19 protein-coding genes are annotated in these 16,042 nt (G+C 69.1%); 8 read left to right on the top strand and 11 right to left on the bottom strand.

Features of this window, described 5'->3' with window-relative positions; genetic code table 11:
* Positions 1–34 precede the first annotated feature (34 nt).
* Positions 35–949, bottom strand: coding sequence for an ABC transporter permease (locus tag ABEA67_RS06490; protein ID WP_345462709.1), 915 nt, complete (start codon positions 947–949; stop codon positions 35–37).
* A 126-nt stretch (positions 950–1,075) separates the two neighbouring features.
* Positions 1,076–3,073, bottom strand: coding sequence for an ABC transporter permease (locus tag ABEA67_RS06485; protein ID WP_345462706.1), 1,998 nt, complete (start codon positions 3,071–3,073; stop codon positions 1,076–1,078).
* Between the two features lie 232 nt (positions 3,074–3,305).
* Here ABEA67_RS06485 and ndk point away from each other — a divergent pair, with 232 nt between their 5' ends.
* On the top strand, positions 3,306–3,722 hold the full coding sequence (gene ndk / locus ABEA67_RS06480) for a nucleoside-diphosphate kinase (protein WP_345462703.1): 417 nt from the start codon (positions 3,306–3,308) through the stop codon (positions 3,720–3,722).
* Between the two features lie 95 nt (positions 3,723–3,817).
* Here ndk and ABEA67_RS06475 read toward each other — a convergent pair whose 3' ends face one another.
* A complete protein-coding gene (locus tag ABEA67_RS06475) occupies positions 3,818–4,279 on the bottom strand; it encodes a hypothetical protein (protein WP_345462700.1) in 462 nt (153 codons plus the stop codon).
* Between the two features lie 34 nt (positions 4,280–4,313).
* On the opposite strand from ABEA67_RS06475, the gene ABEA67_RS06470 reads away from it, so the two are divergent.
* On the top strand, positions 4,314–4,655 hold the full coding sequence (locus ABEA67_RS06470) for a hypothetical protein (RefSeq protein ID WP_345462697.1): 342 nt from the start codon (positions 4,314–4,316) through the stop codon (positions 4,653–4,655).
* A gap of 26 nt (positions 4,656–4,681) precedes the next feature.
* Here the strand turns inward: ABEA67_RS06470 and ABEA67_RS06465 are convergent, their stop codons facing one another.
* Positions 4,682–5,203, bottom strand: a complete 522-nt coding sequence (locus ABEA67_RS06465) for a DinB family protein (protein WP_345462695.1) — start codon at positions 5,201–5,203, stop codon at positions 4,682–4,684.
* Between the two features lie 164 nt (positions 5,204–5,367).
* Between ABEA67_RS06465 and ABEA67_RS06460 the strand changes: the two genes are divergently transcribed.
* From ABEA67_RS06460 to ABEA67_RS06445, 4 genes are all read left to right on the top strand, one after another.
* Positions 5,368–6,159 (top strand): nitroreductase family protein, encoded by a 792-nt coding sequence (locus tag ABEA67_RS06460; RefSeq protein ID WP_345463187.1) that lies wholly within the window; start codon positions 5,368–5,370, stop codon positions 6,157–6,159.
* Positions 6,160–6,244: 85 nt separating this feature from the next.
* Positions 6,245–7,159, top strand: coding sequence for an aldo/keto reductase (locus tag ABEA67_RS06455; RefSeq protein WP_345462693.1), 915 nt, complete (start codon positions 6,245–6,247; stop codon positions 7,157–7,159).
* 2 nt (positions 7,160–7,161) lie between these two features.
* On the top strand, positions 7,162–7,524 hold the full coding sequence (locus tag ABEA67_RS06450) for a cupin domain-containing protein (RefSeq protein ID WP_345462690.1): 363 nt from the start codon (positions 7,162–7,164) through the stop codon (positions 7,522–7,524).
* A gap of 228 nt (positions 7,525–7,752) precedes the next feature.
* Positions 7,753–8,814: a type III polyketide synthase gene (locus ABEA67_RS06445; RefSeq protein ID WP_345462687.1), complete on the top strand. Its 1,062-nt coding sequence runs from the start codon at positions 7,753–7,755 to the stop codon at positions 8,812–8,814.
* A 58-nt stretch (positions 8,815–8,872) separates the two neighbouring features.
* Here ABEA67_RS06445 and ABEA67_RS06440 read toward each other — a convergent pair whose 3' ends face one another.
* From ABEA67_RS06440 to ABEA67_RS06430, 3 genes are all read right to left on the bottom strand, one after another.
* The gene (locus ABEA67_RS06440) at positions 8,873–9,169 is read right to left on the bottom strand and encodes a hypothetical protein (protein WP_345462684.1); all 297 of its coding nucleotides are present in this window, start codon (positions 9,167–9,169) and stop codon (positions 8,873–8,875) included.
* A 149-nt stretch (positions 9,170–9,318) separates the two neighbouring features.
* On the bottom strand, positions 9,319–9,654 hold the full coding sequence (locus ABEA67_RS06435) for a hypothetical protein (RefSeq protein ID WP_345462681.1): 336 nt from the start codon (positions 9,652–9,654) through the stop codon (positions 9,319–9,321).
* Between the two features lie 18 nt (positions 9,655–9,672).
* Entirely contained in the window at positions 9,673–9,849 is a 177-nt protein-coding gene (locus ABEA67_RS06430) for a hypothetical protein (RefSeq protein ID WP_345462678.1), read from the bottom strand.
* Positions 9,850–10,137: 288 nt separating this feature from the next.
* Between ABEA67_RS06430 and acnA the strand changes: the two genes are divergently transcribed.
* Positions 10,138–12,858 carry an aconitate hydratase AcnA gene (gene acnA / locus ABEA67_RS06425; protein WP_345462675.1) on the top strand — a complete coding sequence of 907 codons (2,721 nt, stop codon included), beginning with the start codon at positions 10,138–10,140 and terminating at the stop codon, positions 12,856–12,858.
* Between the two features lie 74 nt (positions 12,859–12,932).
* Here the strand turns inward: acnA and ABEA67_RS06420 are convergent, their stop codons facing one another.
* The 4 genes from ABEA67_RS06420 to ABEA67_RS06405 all read right to left on the bottom strand — a co-directional run bounded on the left by ABEA67_RS06420 (position 12,933) and on the right by ABEA67_RS06405 (position 15,773).
* A complete protein-coding gene (locus ABEA67_RS06420) occupies positions 12,933–13,487 on the bottom strand; it encodes a Uma2 family endonuclease (protein ID WP_345462672.1) in 555 nt (184 codons plus the stop codon).
* 83 nt (positions 13,488–13,570) lie between these two features.
* Positions 13,571–13,846, bottom strand: coding sequence for a hypothetical protein (locus ABEA67_RS06415; RefSeq protein ID WP_345462669.1), 276 nt, complete (start codon positions 13,844–13,846; stop codon positions 13,571–13,573).
* Positions 13,847–13,917: 71 nt separating this feature from the next.
* Positions 13,918–15,006 carry an enolase C-terminal domain-like protein gene (locus tag ABEA67_RS06410; protein WP_345462666.1) on the bottom strand — a complete coding sequence of 363 codons (1,089 nt, stop codon included), beginning with the start codon at positions 15,004–15,006 and terminating at the stop codon, positions 13,918–13,920.
* A complete protein-coding gene (locus tag ABEA67_RS06405) occupies positions 15,003–15,773 on the bottom strand; it encodes an ATPase (RefSeq protein ID WP_345462663.1) in 771 nt (256 codons plus the stop codon). Before ABEA67_RS06405 ends, ABEA67_RS06410 begins: the two co-directional genes overlap by 4 nt.
* Before the next feature lie 122 nt (positions 15,774–15,895).
* Between ABEA67_RS06405 and ABEA67_RS06400 the strand changes: the two genes are divergently transcribed.
* Positions 15,896–16,030: a hypothetical protein gene (locus ABEA67_RS06400; protein WP_345462660.1), complete on the top strand. Its 135-nt coding sequence runs from the start codon at positions 15,896–15,898 to the stop codon at positions 16,028–16,030.
* The last annotated feature ends 12 nt before the right edge of the window (positions 16,031–16,042 follow it).

The raw sequence follows: 16,042 nt of genomic DNA, 5'->3' as shown, positions 1-16,042 counted from the left end.
CCCGCGCGGCTGACCTGCCCGGAGAAAATTGTGCTCAGCCCTCGAAGGGTTTCCCGAGGGCGCGCGGCGCGGCGCTGCGGCCCGTGAAGATCAGGGCGATGATGGTGATCAGGTACGGCAGCGCCGTGACCAGGGTGGGGGGCAGCAGGTCGGTGCCGCCCAGCGTGATGGCGAGGGCCTGGAGAAAGCCGAACAGCAGGGTCGCGCCCAGCACGCCCAGCGGTTTCCACTGCCCGAAGATCAGCGCCGCCAGCGAGATGAAGCCCAGGCCCGCGCTGATGTTGCGCACGTAGGAGTCGAGGTTCCCGATGCTCAGGAACACGCCCGCCGTGCCCGCCAGCAGCCCCGACAGGATCACGCCGCTGTAGCGCATGCGCCGCACGTTCACGCCCATGCTGGCCGCCGCGCCGGGATGCTCGCCGGTCGCGCGCAGCCTCAGCCCGTAGGGGGTGCGGTACAGCACGTACCACGTGACCGCCACCAGCAGGAACGCGAAGTACACCGGCGGGCTGAAGCGCAGTTCCCCGGCACCCCACAGCGGCAGGCCGTGCGGCACCTTGGGACTCTCGGTGCTGGTGCCGTACAGCGCGGTCAGAATCACCGACGGCACCCCGGTCGCCAGCAGGTTGATCGCCGTACCGCTGATTACCTGATCGGCGCGGTACTTGATGCTGACCACCGCGTGAACCCAGGCGATCAGGCCGCCGACCAGCGCCCCCGCCAGCCAGCCCACCCAGGGGGCCAGCGCGCCCAGCACCGGGTCAAGCGTGTAGGTCACGATGGCCCCCGCCAGCGCCCCGAAGATGATCAGGCCGTCCAGCGCGATGTTCACCACGCCGCTGCGCTCGCTAAATAAGCCACCCAGCGCCGTGAGCAGCAGCGGCACCACGCTGCGAATAAAGGTCGCCAGGAAGGCGGTGGTCACGAGTTGGGCGAACAGGCCTTCCATTTAAAGAACCTCCACGTTGAGCGTGAGCGAAACGGCGAGCAGAGCGAGTCGGAGATGATGCGTCCGGATGGAGGTCTGGAGGGACGCTTCCCCCTCGCGGCCCGGAAGACCGGAAACTGGACGCATTTACTTGCTCCCTTCGCGTTCCCGGTCGAGTTCGACCTGGGCATTCACCTCGCTGCTGCGCCCCACGTTGGGGACGGGGGTGGCGCGTTCGGCAGCGGCCCCGGCGGGGCTGAGGTGGCCCGCCTCGGCGGGGCCGGTGCTGCCCGCGGCGGCCACCAGTTGCGGGGGCGGCGGGTCGGTCACGCGGCGGCTGAGGAAGCCCCCCGCCGCGATAAACAGCACGATTAGCGCCTTGAGGACCGTCACGAGGTTGCGGTCCACCTGATTGAGTTTCTGCTGCACGTCCACGCCGCCGGTGTCGATGGTTCCGAACAGCACGCTGGCGGCCACCACGCCCACCGGCGTGCTCTGGCCCATCAGCGCCACCGCGATGCCGTCGAAGCCGACGTTCACGGGCATGTTGCCCTTGAGGCGGTACTCGTCCAGCGCGCCGCCGTTCACGTAGTGCGTGCCGGCCAGCCCCGCGAACATCCCCGCTATGGTCATCGCCAGGATGGTATTGCGCGCCACGCTGATGCCGCCGTATTCCGCCGCGCGGGGCGAGAGGCCCACCGCCCGCAGCGCGTAGCCGGCCGCCGTGCGCCACATCAGCACGCCGAACACGCCCACACCTATCAGCGCGATCAGGAAGCTGGCGTTGAGCTGGCTGCCCGCGATCTGCACCGGAATTCCGATGCGCCAGGTCAGCAGGCCCAACACCAGCGCGGCGGCCAGCGCGATCAGGCCCCCGCGTGCCCGGCGACCCAGTGCCCAGCGCGCGATGAAGTACGTCGCCAGCGCCACCAGCGGCGCAATCGACAGGGCCGTGGCCCCGCCCTGCCCCACGTTGAAGAGGCCCAGCAGCGTGGGCAGGCGCGAGCCGGGTTGCAGGTCGTAGCTCGCGGGTTCGTAGCCGGGGGCCTTGAAGGGCAGGTGGTACTCGCGCCCCAGGAACGGGAAGGTGTCGCTGCCGATCATGAAGATGAAGATCGCCGACGCGACGTAGTTCAGCATGATGGTGTTGATGACCTCGCTGGAGCCGAAGCGGGCCTTGAGGAGGCCGGGAATCGCGCCCCACAGCGCGCCGCCCAGCCCCGCCGCGATCACCGAGAGCGGCAGCAGCCCCCAGCCCAGGCTGGCCGGGCCGTACACGCCCACCAGCATCGCGGCAATCGCCCCCAGCGTCAGTTGACCTGGCGCGCCGACGTTAAAGAGGCCGGTGCGGAAGGCAAAGGCCACCGAGAGGCCCGTAAAGATCAGCGGCGTGGCGAGCTTCAGACTGTCCAGAAAGGGGTTCAGGGCCGTGACCGGCGCGAACAGCGTGGAGTACACGAAGTACACCAGGTCACTCTTGGCGAGCCAGCCGCCCCACAGCGAGAAGGGCGTGCCGCTGGTATTCACGGCGGGTTGCACGATCAGCACGACCACCGCGCCCACCAGCACCGCCAGCCCGATGGCGACGGCGGGCACCAGCAGGCCGCGCAGCCGGTTGAGCCGCTCCCACCACGCCGGGCGGGCACTCAGCCCCGCCCCGGCCGTGATCAGGCCCGCCACGATGGGTAGAAACAGACCCAGGTTCATGCCCCCCTGGGCATAGAAGTTCCGGAGCTGCCGTTTGGCCCCCGGCCGCAGTGTGGTGTCGGCGGCGATCCGCGCGGTCTCGGCGCTGAGGCCCGAGCCGAGCACCCACACCGCCGCCACCGCCGTCACAAAGGCCAGCAGCCCGGTGATCCAGAACCAGTTCGCGCGGCGCACCGCGCCCACAATGCTGGCGACCAGCAGGGCCAGCGTGGCCCACCCCAGCGCCAGCACCGTGCCGGTGGGGGGCAGCGGGGCGTCCGGATTGGCCGTGAGGTTGAAGACGCCGCCGCTGAGGTGCAGCAGCACCGCGTCCGCGTCGAAGCCGCGCCCCAGCGTCGCCAGCGGAAACAGCAGCAGCCCGGCGGCCGCGACAGCGCTCGCCGTCAGCGCGATTCTGGCCGCCGTCGGCGAGGGGCGGGAGTCGGGAGCAAGGGTCATACGAACTCCGCAAAGCTGCGCGGCCGTCTCCGGAGAGGGGCCGACCGGAGCGGGCAGGCGCAAGGGCGAAGGGGGCGAGGTGGACTGGCAAAGCGGCACAGCAGAGGCCTTTCCGGTGCTGTCCCGGAAGGCACGGTGGGGAGCGGAAGCCGTATCACGCCGACATTGTACGGGCCTGAAGATGGCTCACATAAGCGGCTCAGCCTCTTTCCCTGCTATCCTCGCCTGCGGTATGGAACGCACCTTTGCCATGATCAAGCCCGACGGCGTGCGCCGCGGCCTGACCCCCGAGATTCTCGCCCGTATTCAGCAGAAGGGTTACCGCGTGGTCGGCCTCAAGCAGATGCTGATTCCCCGCGAGGTCGCCGAAACGCACTACGGCGAACACCGCGAGCGCCCCTTCTTCGGGGAACTGGTGGACTTCATCACCGGCGGTCCGGTTGTCGCCATCGCCCTGGAAGGCGAGAACGCCATCGCCGGCTGGCGCGCGATGATGGGAGCCACCAACCCCGCCAACGCCGCCCCCGGCACCATCCGCGCCGACTTCGCCACCACCACCGGCGAGAACGTGACCCACGGCAGCGACTCCCCCGAGAGCGCCGCGCGGGAACTGGGACTGTTCTTTGGGGAAGGCGAGCTGCTGGCGTAAGCGGCCAGCCGCCAGCTTCCAGCCGCCAGCAAAGAAGGCGAACGCCCTGGCCCAGGCCGGGGCCTTTTTTGTGCTGGCCGCTGGAAGCTGGCGGCTCACCTGAACGCCGACAACAGCTCCGGCTCCTGCCCCGCCGCGAACCCCCGCGTCAGCAGGCGCAGGCCTTCCGGGGTGGACAGGATCAGCACGCTCTCCAGGCGGCCCCCGGCAGGGCGCAGGCCCTCGCCCCGGGGGGTCTGGACGGTGCGGGCATCCTGGCCGGCGAGGTCGCGGGCGGTGAAGCGGGGTCCCTGGACCAGCATCTCCCAGGAGAGGGGGCGGTTGTTGCCGTCGTAGCGGACGGTGATGGCCTGGGCGGGCAGCGGCGGGCGGCTGGTCCACACGTCGCGGCGCAGGCCGCCGCCGATGCGGTCGCGGATGTCGGCCTGGGCGTCGTAGCTGCCGTTGGCGGTAAACAGCACGCGGGCCGTGAGGTCGGGTTCGGCCTTCGGGCCGCAGCCGGGGAGCGCCGACGTCAGCAGGGCGGCGAGGGCGAGAAGGGCGGGGAGGCGCTGCATGGGGGCACCATACGCCCCCCGGCCGTGTGCGAGCATGCCGAACGTGGAACCGCACCGCCTCGCGCTGCTCGTGACTGCCGGGCTGCTCGCCGGGCTGCTGCTGCTGGGCCTGAGCCTGCAACGGGGCTGGCGGCGCGCTGCTCCGGGGGCGCGGCTGGCCCACTGGCCGCACCACGCGCTGTTCTTCGCGGTGTGTGCGGGAACGCTGCTCTCGCTGGGCCTGGGCTGGTGGGCTGGGGCGCGGGCCTGGGCGCTGCTGCCCGCGCTGGCGCTGCTGCTGACCATGCCGCGCACCCGCCCCGGCCGCGCCGACCACTGGCAACGGGCGCTCGTCTGCGCTGCCGCGTTTGCCCTGGGCGCGTGGGGGGCGTGGTAGCCCGGCGCGGGGTGATAGGCCCCGTGTCACCGCGCGGCGAAAAACACCAGATCGAGTGCGGGCGGGACCTGCCCGAGCAGGCGGATCATCTGGACGATCTGCGCCGTGTGCCGCACCTCGTGCTGCATGACGTGCCACAGCACCTCGTCCACCGTGCTCGTCTCGGGGCGGTTTTCGTCGACCGGGACGCGGCGGTCGGTCGCCGCCTGTGCCATCAGCTCGGGCCAGCGGGCCAGCGTGTCTTTCTCGACGGCCTCCCAGTACGCGAGCAGCTCCTCCAGGGGCCTGTCCTGATGGTGCCAGTACTCGTCGGCGGAGGCGGGGGGCGTCCAGCCAAAGTGTTCCCGCACCAGCGGCTGGCCCAGGATGTCGCCCCGGAACCAGCCGTCCTCGACCACGGCGACGTGCATCACCAGGTCCTTGACGCAGCGTGCCCCATCCGTTGGAATCACGGCCCGCGAGAGCTGTTCGTCGGGAATGGACCGCAGGGTTTCCCGGAGCGCGCGGCGTGTCTGGGTCAGGTAGTGGTAGAAGGCGGCAGTATTCACTCCCTCAGGCTAGGGCCGATTCAGGTCAGGACCTGTCGGGATGGGCGTCGGCGGGACGTGTGGGCCTCCCGCAACGCGCTAGCCTGGGCACGATGACCCGCCCGCCCGCCCCCCGGACCCCGCCTGACCCCGCCCCGGCGGACCTGCCCGCCGTGGTGAGGGCCATGCTGGCCCGCCGCACCACCAATGGTCCCTTCCTGCCTGACCCGGTGTCGCGTGGGCACCAGCACCTGCTGATGCGGGCGGCGCAGGCGGCCCCCAGCCATTTCAACAGCCAGCCCTGGCGCTTTGTGCTGATCGAGAACCCGGACACCATCGCCCGGATTGCCGACATTTCCGGCGAGAGCATGACTGAGCTGATCGAGGCGGGCGTCTTTTTCGAGCGCTACCGCCGCTACTTCCGCTTCAGCGCGGCTGAGATGGACGAGCGGCGCGACGGCATCCACATCGACCACCTGCCGGGGCCGCTGCGGCCCTTTACCCGGCAGGTCTTTTCCGACGCGGGCCTGAAACTCCTGCGTCAACTCGGGGTGGCCCGCAAGCTGGGCGAGGACAACCGCAAGCTCGTCGCGGGCAGTCCCCTGCTGCTGGCCGCGCTGCTTGACCGCACCGAGTACCGCCCCGGCGAACTCAGCGCCTTTTACAGCGTCTTCGGACTGGGGGCGGCAGTCGAGAACATCTGGAACACGGTCGGGTCGCTGGGCATGGGCATCCAGTTCGTCTCCACGCCGATGGAAATCCCGCGGCAATGGCAGGCGATCCGCGACCTGCTGCGCGTGCCGGAGAACCTCGAACTGATGGCGGTGTACCGCCTGGGCTACCTGCCCGAGGGAGAGCGGCGGCCCACCATCGACTGGAGCAGCCGCCACCGCAAGAGGCTCTCGCAGTTCGTGAGCCGCGAAACTTGCGACGTGCCCGAGCGCGGGGAGCCGGAAGCCGAGGAGGCGCGCGGCTGATGAGGGAACGCTCTGCCCGCCTTCTTTCATCCGTCCCCCTTCCCTCACCCCTGAGCCGTCACAATGCGCGGCGGAGGAGCAGACCATGACCGACACCACCCTGCGGGGAACCACCCTGAACGCCGCCCAGAGCGGCACCTTCCAGATCGGCGGCGACCTGACGGTCAATCGCCTGGGCTTCGGCGCGATGCGGATCACCGGGGAGGGGGTCTGGGGCGAACCGGCCGACCGTGAGGGGGCGCTCGCCACGCTGCGCCGCCTGCCCGAGCTGGGCGTCAACCTGATCGACACCGCCGACTCCTACGGCCCCGCCGTCAGCGAGGAACTGATCCGCGAGGCGCTGCACCCCTACGACACGGTAGTGGTCGCCACCAAGGGCGGCCTGACCCGCACCGGCCCGAACGTCTGGCCGCCGTGTGGCCGCCCCGAGTACCTGATTCAGCAGGCGGAGCTGTCACGCCGCCGCCTGGGGGTGGAGCGCATCGACCTGTGGCAGCTTCACCGCATCGACCCCAAGGTGCCCCGCGACGAGCAGTTCGCGGCGGTGCGCGAGCTGATGGACCGCGGCGTGATCCGGCACGCGGGCCTCAGCGAGGTGAGCGTCGAGGAGATCGAGGCCGCGCGGCGCGTGTTCCCGGTGGCGACGGTGCAGAACCTCTACAACCTGGTGAGCCGCAAGTCGGAGGACGTGCTGGACTACTGCGGGCGCGAGGGCCTGGGCTTCCTGCCCTGGTACCCACTCGCGGCGGGCCGCCTGGCCCAGGAGGGCAGCGTGCTGGCCGAGGTCGCCGCGCGCCTGGGGGCCACACCCTCGCAGGTGGCGCTCGCCTGGGTGCTGCGGCGCAGCCCCGTCATGCTGCCCATCCCCGGTACCGGCAAGGTGCGGCACCTGGAAGAGAACGTGGCCGCCGCGGGCCTCCACCTCACCGACGAGGATTTCCGGCTGCTCGACGAGGTGGGCCGCGAGGAGTGGCAGCGGCAGCAGGCGGCACGAGGCTGAAGATGGACCCGGTGAACCTGGTCGAGAAGTTCGGGCAATTCGACGACGCCTGGAACCCCAGGGTGGTGGCGGAGCTGAACGGCCAGCAGGTCAAGGTGGCGAAGCTCCGGGGCGAGTTCGTCTGGCACCACCACGACCACGAGGACGAACTGTTCTGGGTGATCCGGGGCCGCCTGTGCCTGCGCTTCCGGGACGGCGACGTGCGGCTGGGCGAGGGCGAGTTCCTGGTCGTGCCGCGCGGTGTCGAGCATCTGCCGGTGGCCGAGACGGAGGAGGTGTGGGTGGTGCTGTTCGAACCCGCCTCGACCCTCAACACCGGGAACCTGCGGGGCGAGCGGACCCGCGAGACGCTGGAGCGGTTGTAGGCGGGCACGAGTTTCCCCTCGAATACGGCGGCCCAGCAGTGTCAAAAACGGTTCAACCCGAGGTGAGCGAGGAGGAACGTTGAGGGTTGCCGGGATAAGGCATTCTCGAATCAGCGCTTTCCCGATTTCGTCGGGGGTTGGGCGGAACCCGTATAAACCCTAAAGGCCGCGTCAGGCCCACCGTGCCTTCCCGCACGGTCACCGCGTGTGGAGGGGGGAGAATGCGCCATGCTTTCTGCCCCCACGGTGCGTTCCCTGGTCACGGGGAATCCTCCCCACCGCACGCCCCAGACCGAGGTGCGTGAGGCGGCCCGGACCCTGTTCCCGCGCATGGCGGCGCGTGCCCACATGCTGGACGTGTTCGACAACGCGCAGATCGAGTCGCGCTCGCTGGCCCGCCCGCTGGACTGGTACCGCCAGGAACGCGGCTTTGGCGAGAAGAACGCGGTCTTTGTCGAGGAGGCCCGCGCCCTGACCCTGCGCCTGGCCCGAGAGGCCCTGGAACGGGCCGAACTTGCCCCTGCCGACGTGGACGCCGTCGTGGTGGTCAACACCAGCGGTATCAGCGCCCCCAGCCTCGACGCCTACCTGATCGAGACGCTGGGCCTGAATCGCCACGCGGCGCGCCTTCCGGTGTGGGGCCTGGGCTGCGCGGGCGGGGCAGCGGGCCTCAGCCGGGCGGCGGACCTGGTGCGCGCGGGCTTCCGGCGCGTGCTGTACGTGGCGGTTGAGCTGTGCAGCGTCACCCTGATTCACGGCGACGAGTCCAAGAGCAACTTCGTAGGCACGGCGCTGTTCTCGGACGGCGGCGCGGCGCTGGTCGTCACCGCCCCGGACGTGCCCGGCCCCCCGCCGCTGCTCACCCTGCACGGCGGCTACTCCACCCTGATCGAGGCCAGCGAGGACATCATGGGCTGGGACATCGTGGACGAGGGCCTCAAGGTCCGCTTCTCGCGCGACATCCCTACCCTGGTGCGCTCGATGATGGAGCAGAACGTGGAAGAAGCCCTGACCGCCCACGGCTGGACGCGGGACGACGTGCAGACCTTCGTCGTCCATCCCGGCGGCGTGAAGGTGGTCGCCGCCTACGAGGAAGCCCTGGACCTGCCCCCCGGCGCGCTGGACGCCAGCCGCCGCGTGCTGGCGCAGCACGGCAACATGAGCAGCGTGACCGTGCTGTTCGTGCTGGAAGAAACCCTGCGCCGCCACCCCCAGGGCCGGGGCCTGCTGAGCGCGATGGGGCCGGGCTTCAGCGCCGAGCATGTGCTGGTCGAGTTTCCGGGTGGGTGATATGAGTCTTACGGCGCATCAGAAGAGGGAGAGACACACCTTTATGGTGATTCCTTCTTCAGTGGTCGCTGTCAAAGGTCAGAGTCCTGTCGTGACCGTAATAACTGGCGAGGAATAGTTCCCAGGCACGTAGTAGCCATTCATGCTCCTCGTCCTCGAAGGCTCCTTGCATCGTCCGGTAGCATTCAGCCGCCTCCCGGTCCGGTTGAGAGGGCTTCTGGTAAGAATGGTAGTACCGCCTGATCATGTCGAATGCCAGCGTCGTGGGCCACAACTCAACTGTGTGGCCCTCCTTGCGGTAGGTGGCGTAACCTTCCTCAATCAGCCTGAGCATCCCCAGGGTCATCACGGCCACGAGACAACGATTACCCTTCTGGAACGCGCGGAAACGTTCTTCAGCGGGAGTTCGTTCACGGGTAGGCACGTGGTTCTCAGTTCGCCAGACAGGTGCAGAGAAATGGAGGTTTCAAACTGCGCTGTGGGAGTCAGCCGTTCCTTATCCCTCTAGCTGCCCTGCTCCCCATCCACGGTCTTGTCGGGGTTGGTGGTGGCTCCGCTGGCGGGTTGGCCTCCCTCCATCCCGCCGTAGGTGCTGGGGTTGCGGTCCCGCACGCCGGTCACACTGGCCTCGTCGTCCTGGGACTGGCCGGTGGTGGGCGTGTCCGCCCCCGCGTCCCGGTTGTCGTCGCTGGTCTGGTCCCAGTAGCGGTCCTGCTGGCCCTCGCTGGGCGTTTTCTCGCCGCCGGTGTCCCAGTTGGGATTGGTCTTGATGCGCTCCTGCGGCACGTTGTCCTGGGGGCCGGTCTGTCCTTCGTGTTCACTGGATGGTGGGTCGGTCATGGTGTCTCCCGGTCGCGTTCAGCGTGAGGCGTCGGGCCGGTCGCTGACCACGGCGTCCGGCAACTGCTCGACCTGTTCGGACTTCTCCTTCATCCCTGGCCGCTGCACGTCCTTGACGCCGCTGAGGTCGTCGGTGTCCTTCTGGCCGCCCTGCGGGCTGCGCTCGGCGGGCGGGTGGGGCTTGTCGTCACTCATGGTGAACCTCCCTGAACTGTGGTGTGACCCCAGCCTACCCCGCCCGCCGCCCCACACGGGTTGAGATTGTATTCATCCCCTGCGGTCCCGGTCCGGGCACCCCGCCCCTCCAATTCCCGCACCCCTGCCGTGCGAGGGGAGAGGGATAGAAGTCCTTCTGTTGTCCCTAGGGTAGAGACACCGTGCCTGCGTCAGTAACGGGGTCCGGGCCACGCGGCGCGGCTTATGATGAGGGCATCGAACCCGCCGACGCGGGCGGCCCCCTGCGGGGCAAGGAGGAACCCAGAGATGGCGATGAACCTGTTCGGTGCGCGCGACACGCTCACCACCAAAGCCGGCCAGACCCTGTATTACTACAACCTCAACAAGCTCCAGGTGGAGGGGGCCGACATCGGCCGCCTGCCCTTCAGCGTGAAGGTGCTGCTCGAAAGCGTGCTGCGCGAGGCCAACGACTACGACGTACGCCAGGAAGACGTGCGGGCCGTGGCGAACTGGAAGCCCGTCAACGAGGAAATCGAGATTCCCTTCAAGCCCGCCCGCGTGATCCTCCAGGACTTCACCGGCGTGCCCGCCGTGGTGGACCTCGCGGCGATGCGCACGGCGATGGTGGCCCTGGGCGGCGACCCTGCCAAGATCAACCCGCTGATTCCGGTGGACCTCGTGATCGACCACTCGGTGCAGGTGGACGAGTTCGGCACCGAGCTGGCGCTCCAGCACAACATGGAGCTGGAGTTCGAGCGCAACCGCGAGCGCTACGAGTTCCTGCGCTGGGGGCAGCAGGCCTTCGACAACTTCGGCGTGGTCCCGCCTGCCAGCGGCATCGTTCACCAGGTGAACCTCGAATACCTCGCCAAGGGCGTGCAGAGCCGCCCGGAAGACGACGGCGTGGTCGTGTACCCCGACTCGCTGGTGGGCACCGACTCCCACACCACCATGATCAACGGCCTGGGCATCGTGGGCTGGGGCGTGGGCGGTATCGAGGCCGAGGCCGTGATGCTGGGGCAGCCCATCTACATGCTGATGCCGGAAGTGGTGGGCTTCAAGATCACGGGCGCGATGCCCGAGGGCGCGACCGCCACCGACCTCGCGCTGCGCGTGACGCAGATGCTGCGCGAGAAGGGTGTGGTGGGCAAGTTCGTGGAGTTCTACGGCGCGGGCCTGAGCAACATGACCCTGCCCGACCGCGCGACCATCGCCAACATGGCCCCCGAGTACGGCGCGACGATGGGCTTCTTCCCCGTCGACGAGGAGGCGCTGCGTTACCTGCGCCGCACGGGCCGCCTGGAAGACGAGATCGAGCTGGTGGAGCAGTACTACCGCGCCCAGGGCATGTTCCGCACCGACGAGACGCCCGACCCGGTCTTTACCGACAATATGGAACTCGACCTCTCGACCATCGTGCCCAGCCTGGCGGGTCCCAAGCGCCCGCAGGACCGCGTGAACCTGGCGGACATGCACAGCGTCTTTGCTGAGGCGCTCGCCGCCCCCGTCAAGAACCGTGGCTTCGAACTGCCCGCGGACAAGCTGGACGACCAGGGCACCGTCGGCGGCACCGAGATCAAGATCGGGCACGGCGCGGTGACGCTGGCCTCCATCACCTCCTGCACGAACACCAGCAACCCCAGCGTGCTGATCGCGGCGGGCCTGGTCGCCAAGAAGGCGGTCGAGCGTGGCCTGCGGCCCAAGCCCTGGGTCAAGACCAGCCTCGCGCCCGGATCGCGCGTCGTGACCGAGTACCTGGAAAACGCGGGCCTGCAAACCTACCTCGACCAGATCGGCTTCAACACCGTCGGTTATGGCTGCATGACCTGCATCGGGAACTCCGGTCCCCTCCCCGAACCCGTCGTGCAGGCTATCGAGGAAGGCAACCTGGTGGTCGCCAGCGTGCTGTCGGGCAACCGCAACTTCGAGGGCCGCGTGAACCCGTACATCAAGGCGAACTACCTCGCCTCGCCGCCCCTGGTGGTGGCCTACGCGCTGGCGGGCACGGTCGTGAACGACATCGTGAGCGACCCCATCGCCACCGATGCGGACGGCCAGCCCGTGTACCTGCGTGACCTGTGGCCCACCAACGCCGAGATCGCGCAGATCATGGATCAGGCCATCAACGCCGAGATGTTCGCGCGGGTCTACAACGGCATCGAGAAGAGCAACGCCGAGTGGAACGCGATCCCCGTCAGCGAGGGCGCGCTGTACAACTGGAACCCCGAGTCCACCTACATCCAGAACCCACCCTTCTTCGAGAACCTGGCGGGCGGTCCCAGCGAGATTGTCAGCATCGAGGGCGCGCGTGCGCTGGTGAAGGTCGGGGACTCGGTGACGACCGACCACATCAGCCCGGCGGGCAGCTTCAAGTCCGACACCCCCGCGGGCCGCTACCTGCTGGAGCGCGGCATCCAGCCCAAGGACTTCAACTCCTACGGCTCGCGCCGCGGCAACGACCGCATCATGACGCGCGGCACCTTCGCCAACATCCGCCTGAAGAACCAGCTCGCCCCCGGCACGGAAGGCGGCTTCACCACCGACTTCACCGACAACCAGACCACGACCATCTTCGACGCCGCCCAGAGCTACAAGGCGCAGAACATCCCGCTGCTGGTGTTCGCGGGCAAGGACTACGGCATGGGGTCGTCGCGTGACTGGGCCGCCAAGGGCACCTTCCTGCTGGGCGTGAAGGCCGTCATCGCCGAGAGCTTCGAGCGCATCCACCGCTCCAACCTCGTTGGCATGGGCGTGCTGCCCCTCCAGTACAAGGACGGCCAGACCGCCGACAGCCTGGGCATCCAGGGCGACGAGACCTTCGACATCCTCCTCCCCGCCGACCTGAAGCCCCGCCAGGACGTGACCCTGCGCGTGACCGGCAAGGACGGCGCAAGCCGCGAGATCACCCTCCAGTGCCGCATCGACACCCCGGTCGAGATCGACTACTACAAGAACGGCGGCATCCTCCAGACCGTGCTGCGCGGCATCCTGGAGCGCAGCGAGCAGGGCCAGGGCGCGACGGCGTAAGGCTGAAGCACCCAAAGCCCAAAGAGGAAGGGCCACCCCAACCTGCCGGGTGGCCCTTCCTCTTGTTGGGGCCGCTAGAGGGTCACGCCGGCGTAGATGTCGTCCAGGGACAGGGGAATGTCCAGGCAGGGCAGCGTCACCTCGTCCTGCACGATGTCTACGGTCCAGCCCTGGGGTAGGCGCTTGTACAGTTCGGCGGCCCGATTCTCGCTGTCTACCAGCAGGTAGCCCTGAAGGCTCGGCAGGCTCAGGTAGTCCTGCGCCTTGTAGGTCAGGTCCACCTGCCGGGTCGACTGGCTCAGAATTTCCACGACGAGGCAGGGGCGGGTTTCGGCCTGTCTCAGGTCCTCGTGCGGTTCGCAGATCACGACGATGTCGGGGTAATAGTAGCGGAGCCGTCCGGGGCTGCTGACCTGCACTTTCATATCACTCGCGTAGGACCAGCAGCCACGGCTTCGGGTGGCGGGAATCAGGACGGCCTGGATGTTGGTGGCGATGCGGTTGTGCGGCAGGCTCGCTCCAGCCTGCGCATACACGAAGCCGTCCACGTACTCCCGCTTGACCGGGCTGGTTTCCTCCGTGCGGAGGTACTCTTCCTCGCTGATTTTCCGCAGCACGGGGTCGCTCATGCCCCCATGCTACGCGCCCCGCTCCCAAAGGAAACGCGGCTCCCGCCACTGCCGGAGCCGCCCCCTTTTGCCTCCCCGAACGGCTATTTGCGCCGCACCCGCTCGGGCGCGAGTTCCGGCTGCGGGGTTTGCAGGCTGTGCAGCAGCAGCCCGAACACGACCAGCCCGTGCAGCGCCAGCAGGCCGAAGAGGCTAGCGCTGGGCTGGCTGGCGTGGCCGTACCCCCCGACAAGCTGAAACAGGATCAGCGTGAGCAGCACGCGCGGGCGGCGGGCGGGAAAGCGCAGGTAGGCATAGGTGCCCGCCAGGATGCTGAACAGCAGGGGGAGGGCCAACACATTGAGCATTTCTTGGCTCATGTCTCATTTTTACGGGAGGAGGAGGGGGACAATTGTGCTATCGCCTGCTGAGGCGTCCAGACAGGGGCACGTCACAGCCGGTAGCGTTCCAGTTTGGCCGGGTCCAGCCGGTGCTCGCGCAGGGCGGCCACGTCCAGCCAGCCGTCTTCAAAGGTGATGGGCCGGTCGAGCAGGTCGTCTTCCAGCTTCAGGACGAAGCTCAGTTCGCACGGCTCGGTCACTTCTTGCTGGGTGGAGAGTAGGGCGGCATGGAGGGTGCCCAGGCCGGTGCTGGCCTGCGAGCCGACCATGCCGCCCTTGCCGTGCCGGGCGGCGGCCGCGAGCATCTGGAGGCCGTCGGTGAAGCCGTTGCGGGCCGTCTTGACGTTCAGGATGTCGAAGGTGCCGAAGTCCAGTTCGCGGGCGAGGTCGGCGGGCGTGAAGCAGGAATCGTCCGCGACGATGGGCAGCAGGCCCCGCGCGTGCAGGTCGGCCCTGGCCCGCAGCTCCCGCACGGGGAGGGGTTCTTCCACGTAGGTCAGGCCCGCCTCACGCATGGCAGCCAGCGCGGCGGGGGCGGCCTCCGGCGTCAGCGTCTCGTTGCTGTCGGCGTAGAGCTGCACCTCTGCCCCGAAAGCGCGGCGCAACTCCGCAATCACCGCGAGGTCGCGGGCGTGGTCGCGGCCCACCTTCACCTTCAGGCAGCGCACCCCCGCCGCGACCACCCGCTCGGCCTCCGCGAGCATGCCGGCGGGCGTGTCGATGCCCAGGATGAAGCTCACGCGCACCCGGTGTCGCGGCCCCAGCAGCGTGTCCCACAGCGTGAGGCCCTGGGCGCGCGCACGGGCATCCCAGAGGGCCATATCCAGCGCCCCCCGCGCCGTGTGGTTGTTCGCCACGCTGTTTCGCACCCCGTTCAGGGCCGTCTCGTCCGTGATGTCCAGGCCCCGCAGGGCAGGTTCGAGGTAGCGCAGGATGGCGACCACGCTCTGCGGCGTTTCCCCGTAGATGGTGGGGCGCGGTGTGGCCTCGGCGGTGCCGACGATGCCGCCCTCCAGCGTGACGCGCACCAGGACATGTTCGGCGGCGCTCAGGGCGCTGTGTGCCCCCCAGGCCAGCGTGCCCCGCAGCGGCAGGCGGTAGGGCAGGCCCTCCACCCGCGCGACCCTGGGCGCGCTCATGCCCACGCCCGGATGGCCGCAGCCACCTGGTCCGGCGAGAGGGCCACCGTGTCCAGCACCAGCGCCCGCTCCGGCGGCAGCGTCCGCAGGAAGGCGGCGGCGGCGTCCGGGTCGTAGTGCTGCCGCTCGCTGACCACGATGCCCGTCCTGGCGAGGATGTCCGCCGCCGAACAGCCCGCACCCTCCAGCGCGGCGAGCGTGTCCAGTTCGGCGGGCGTAAATACCGCGTCCACACCCGGCAGGGCGGCCAGTCGCGCGCGCAGGTTGCCCCCCGCCGGGGCGTTCTCCAGCCGGTCGAAGGCGTCGGCGCGGCCCAGCAGGCGGCGGACCCGCACCGCGTCGGGCGCGTGCAGGGCCACGAAGCGCCAGCCGGGGAAGGTCTGCGCGGCGTACCGGACCTCCTCCAGCCCGCGCAGGCCGTCGAAGAGGGGCCGCTGGCCCCAGCAGCGCGTGTCGGCGGTCAGGGAGCCGAGGGCCTGGGCCATGCCGCCGGGGTGCCCCTCGCGGTAGCGGGCGGTCAGGCGGAAGCGTTCGGCGCGGTCGGTGATGGGCCGCCCGGCCAGCGGCAGAATCATCACCTGGTCGGTAATCTCGCGGCGGTCGGGCAGCACCCGCGCGGCCGGGTCGGCGGCCCGCAGCGCGGTGAGCGCCGTGCTTTTGCCCACACCCGTCACGCCCACCAGCACGGTCAGGGGCAACCCGGCCAGCGGCACCTCGTGCGGGCCATGTGGGGGAGCGGTATGAAGATGAGGCAGCGGCTCGGACATGCCCGGAGTCTAGGCTCCCGGCCAGCCTTAAGGTCGGCGTAAGGTTCAGTCAACCCGGCCTAAGTGGCCCACCCTCCCACCGGCCTGGAAGCGTTTCTAGACTTGGAAGTGGAGGACTTCACATGGCTCGATTGCAAGGCGACAGTGGTGGTGGCGGCAAGACAGTGCTGCTGGTCATCGTGATTCTGGTGGTGTTGTTTTTGCTGGTGTACTTCCTGTACCTCAAACCCCGCGGTCTGCTGAACTTGGGCTTCTGACGTTCGTGCGCC

Source organism: Deinococcus carri (assembly GCF_039545055.1).
Classification (GTDB): domain Bacteria; phylum Deinococcota; class Deinococci; order Deinococcales; family Deinococcaceae; genus Deinococcus; species Deinococcus carri.
Note: the sequence above shows the minus strand (reverse complement) of the source record. Positions and strands in the feature narration are given on the sequence as shown.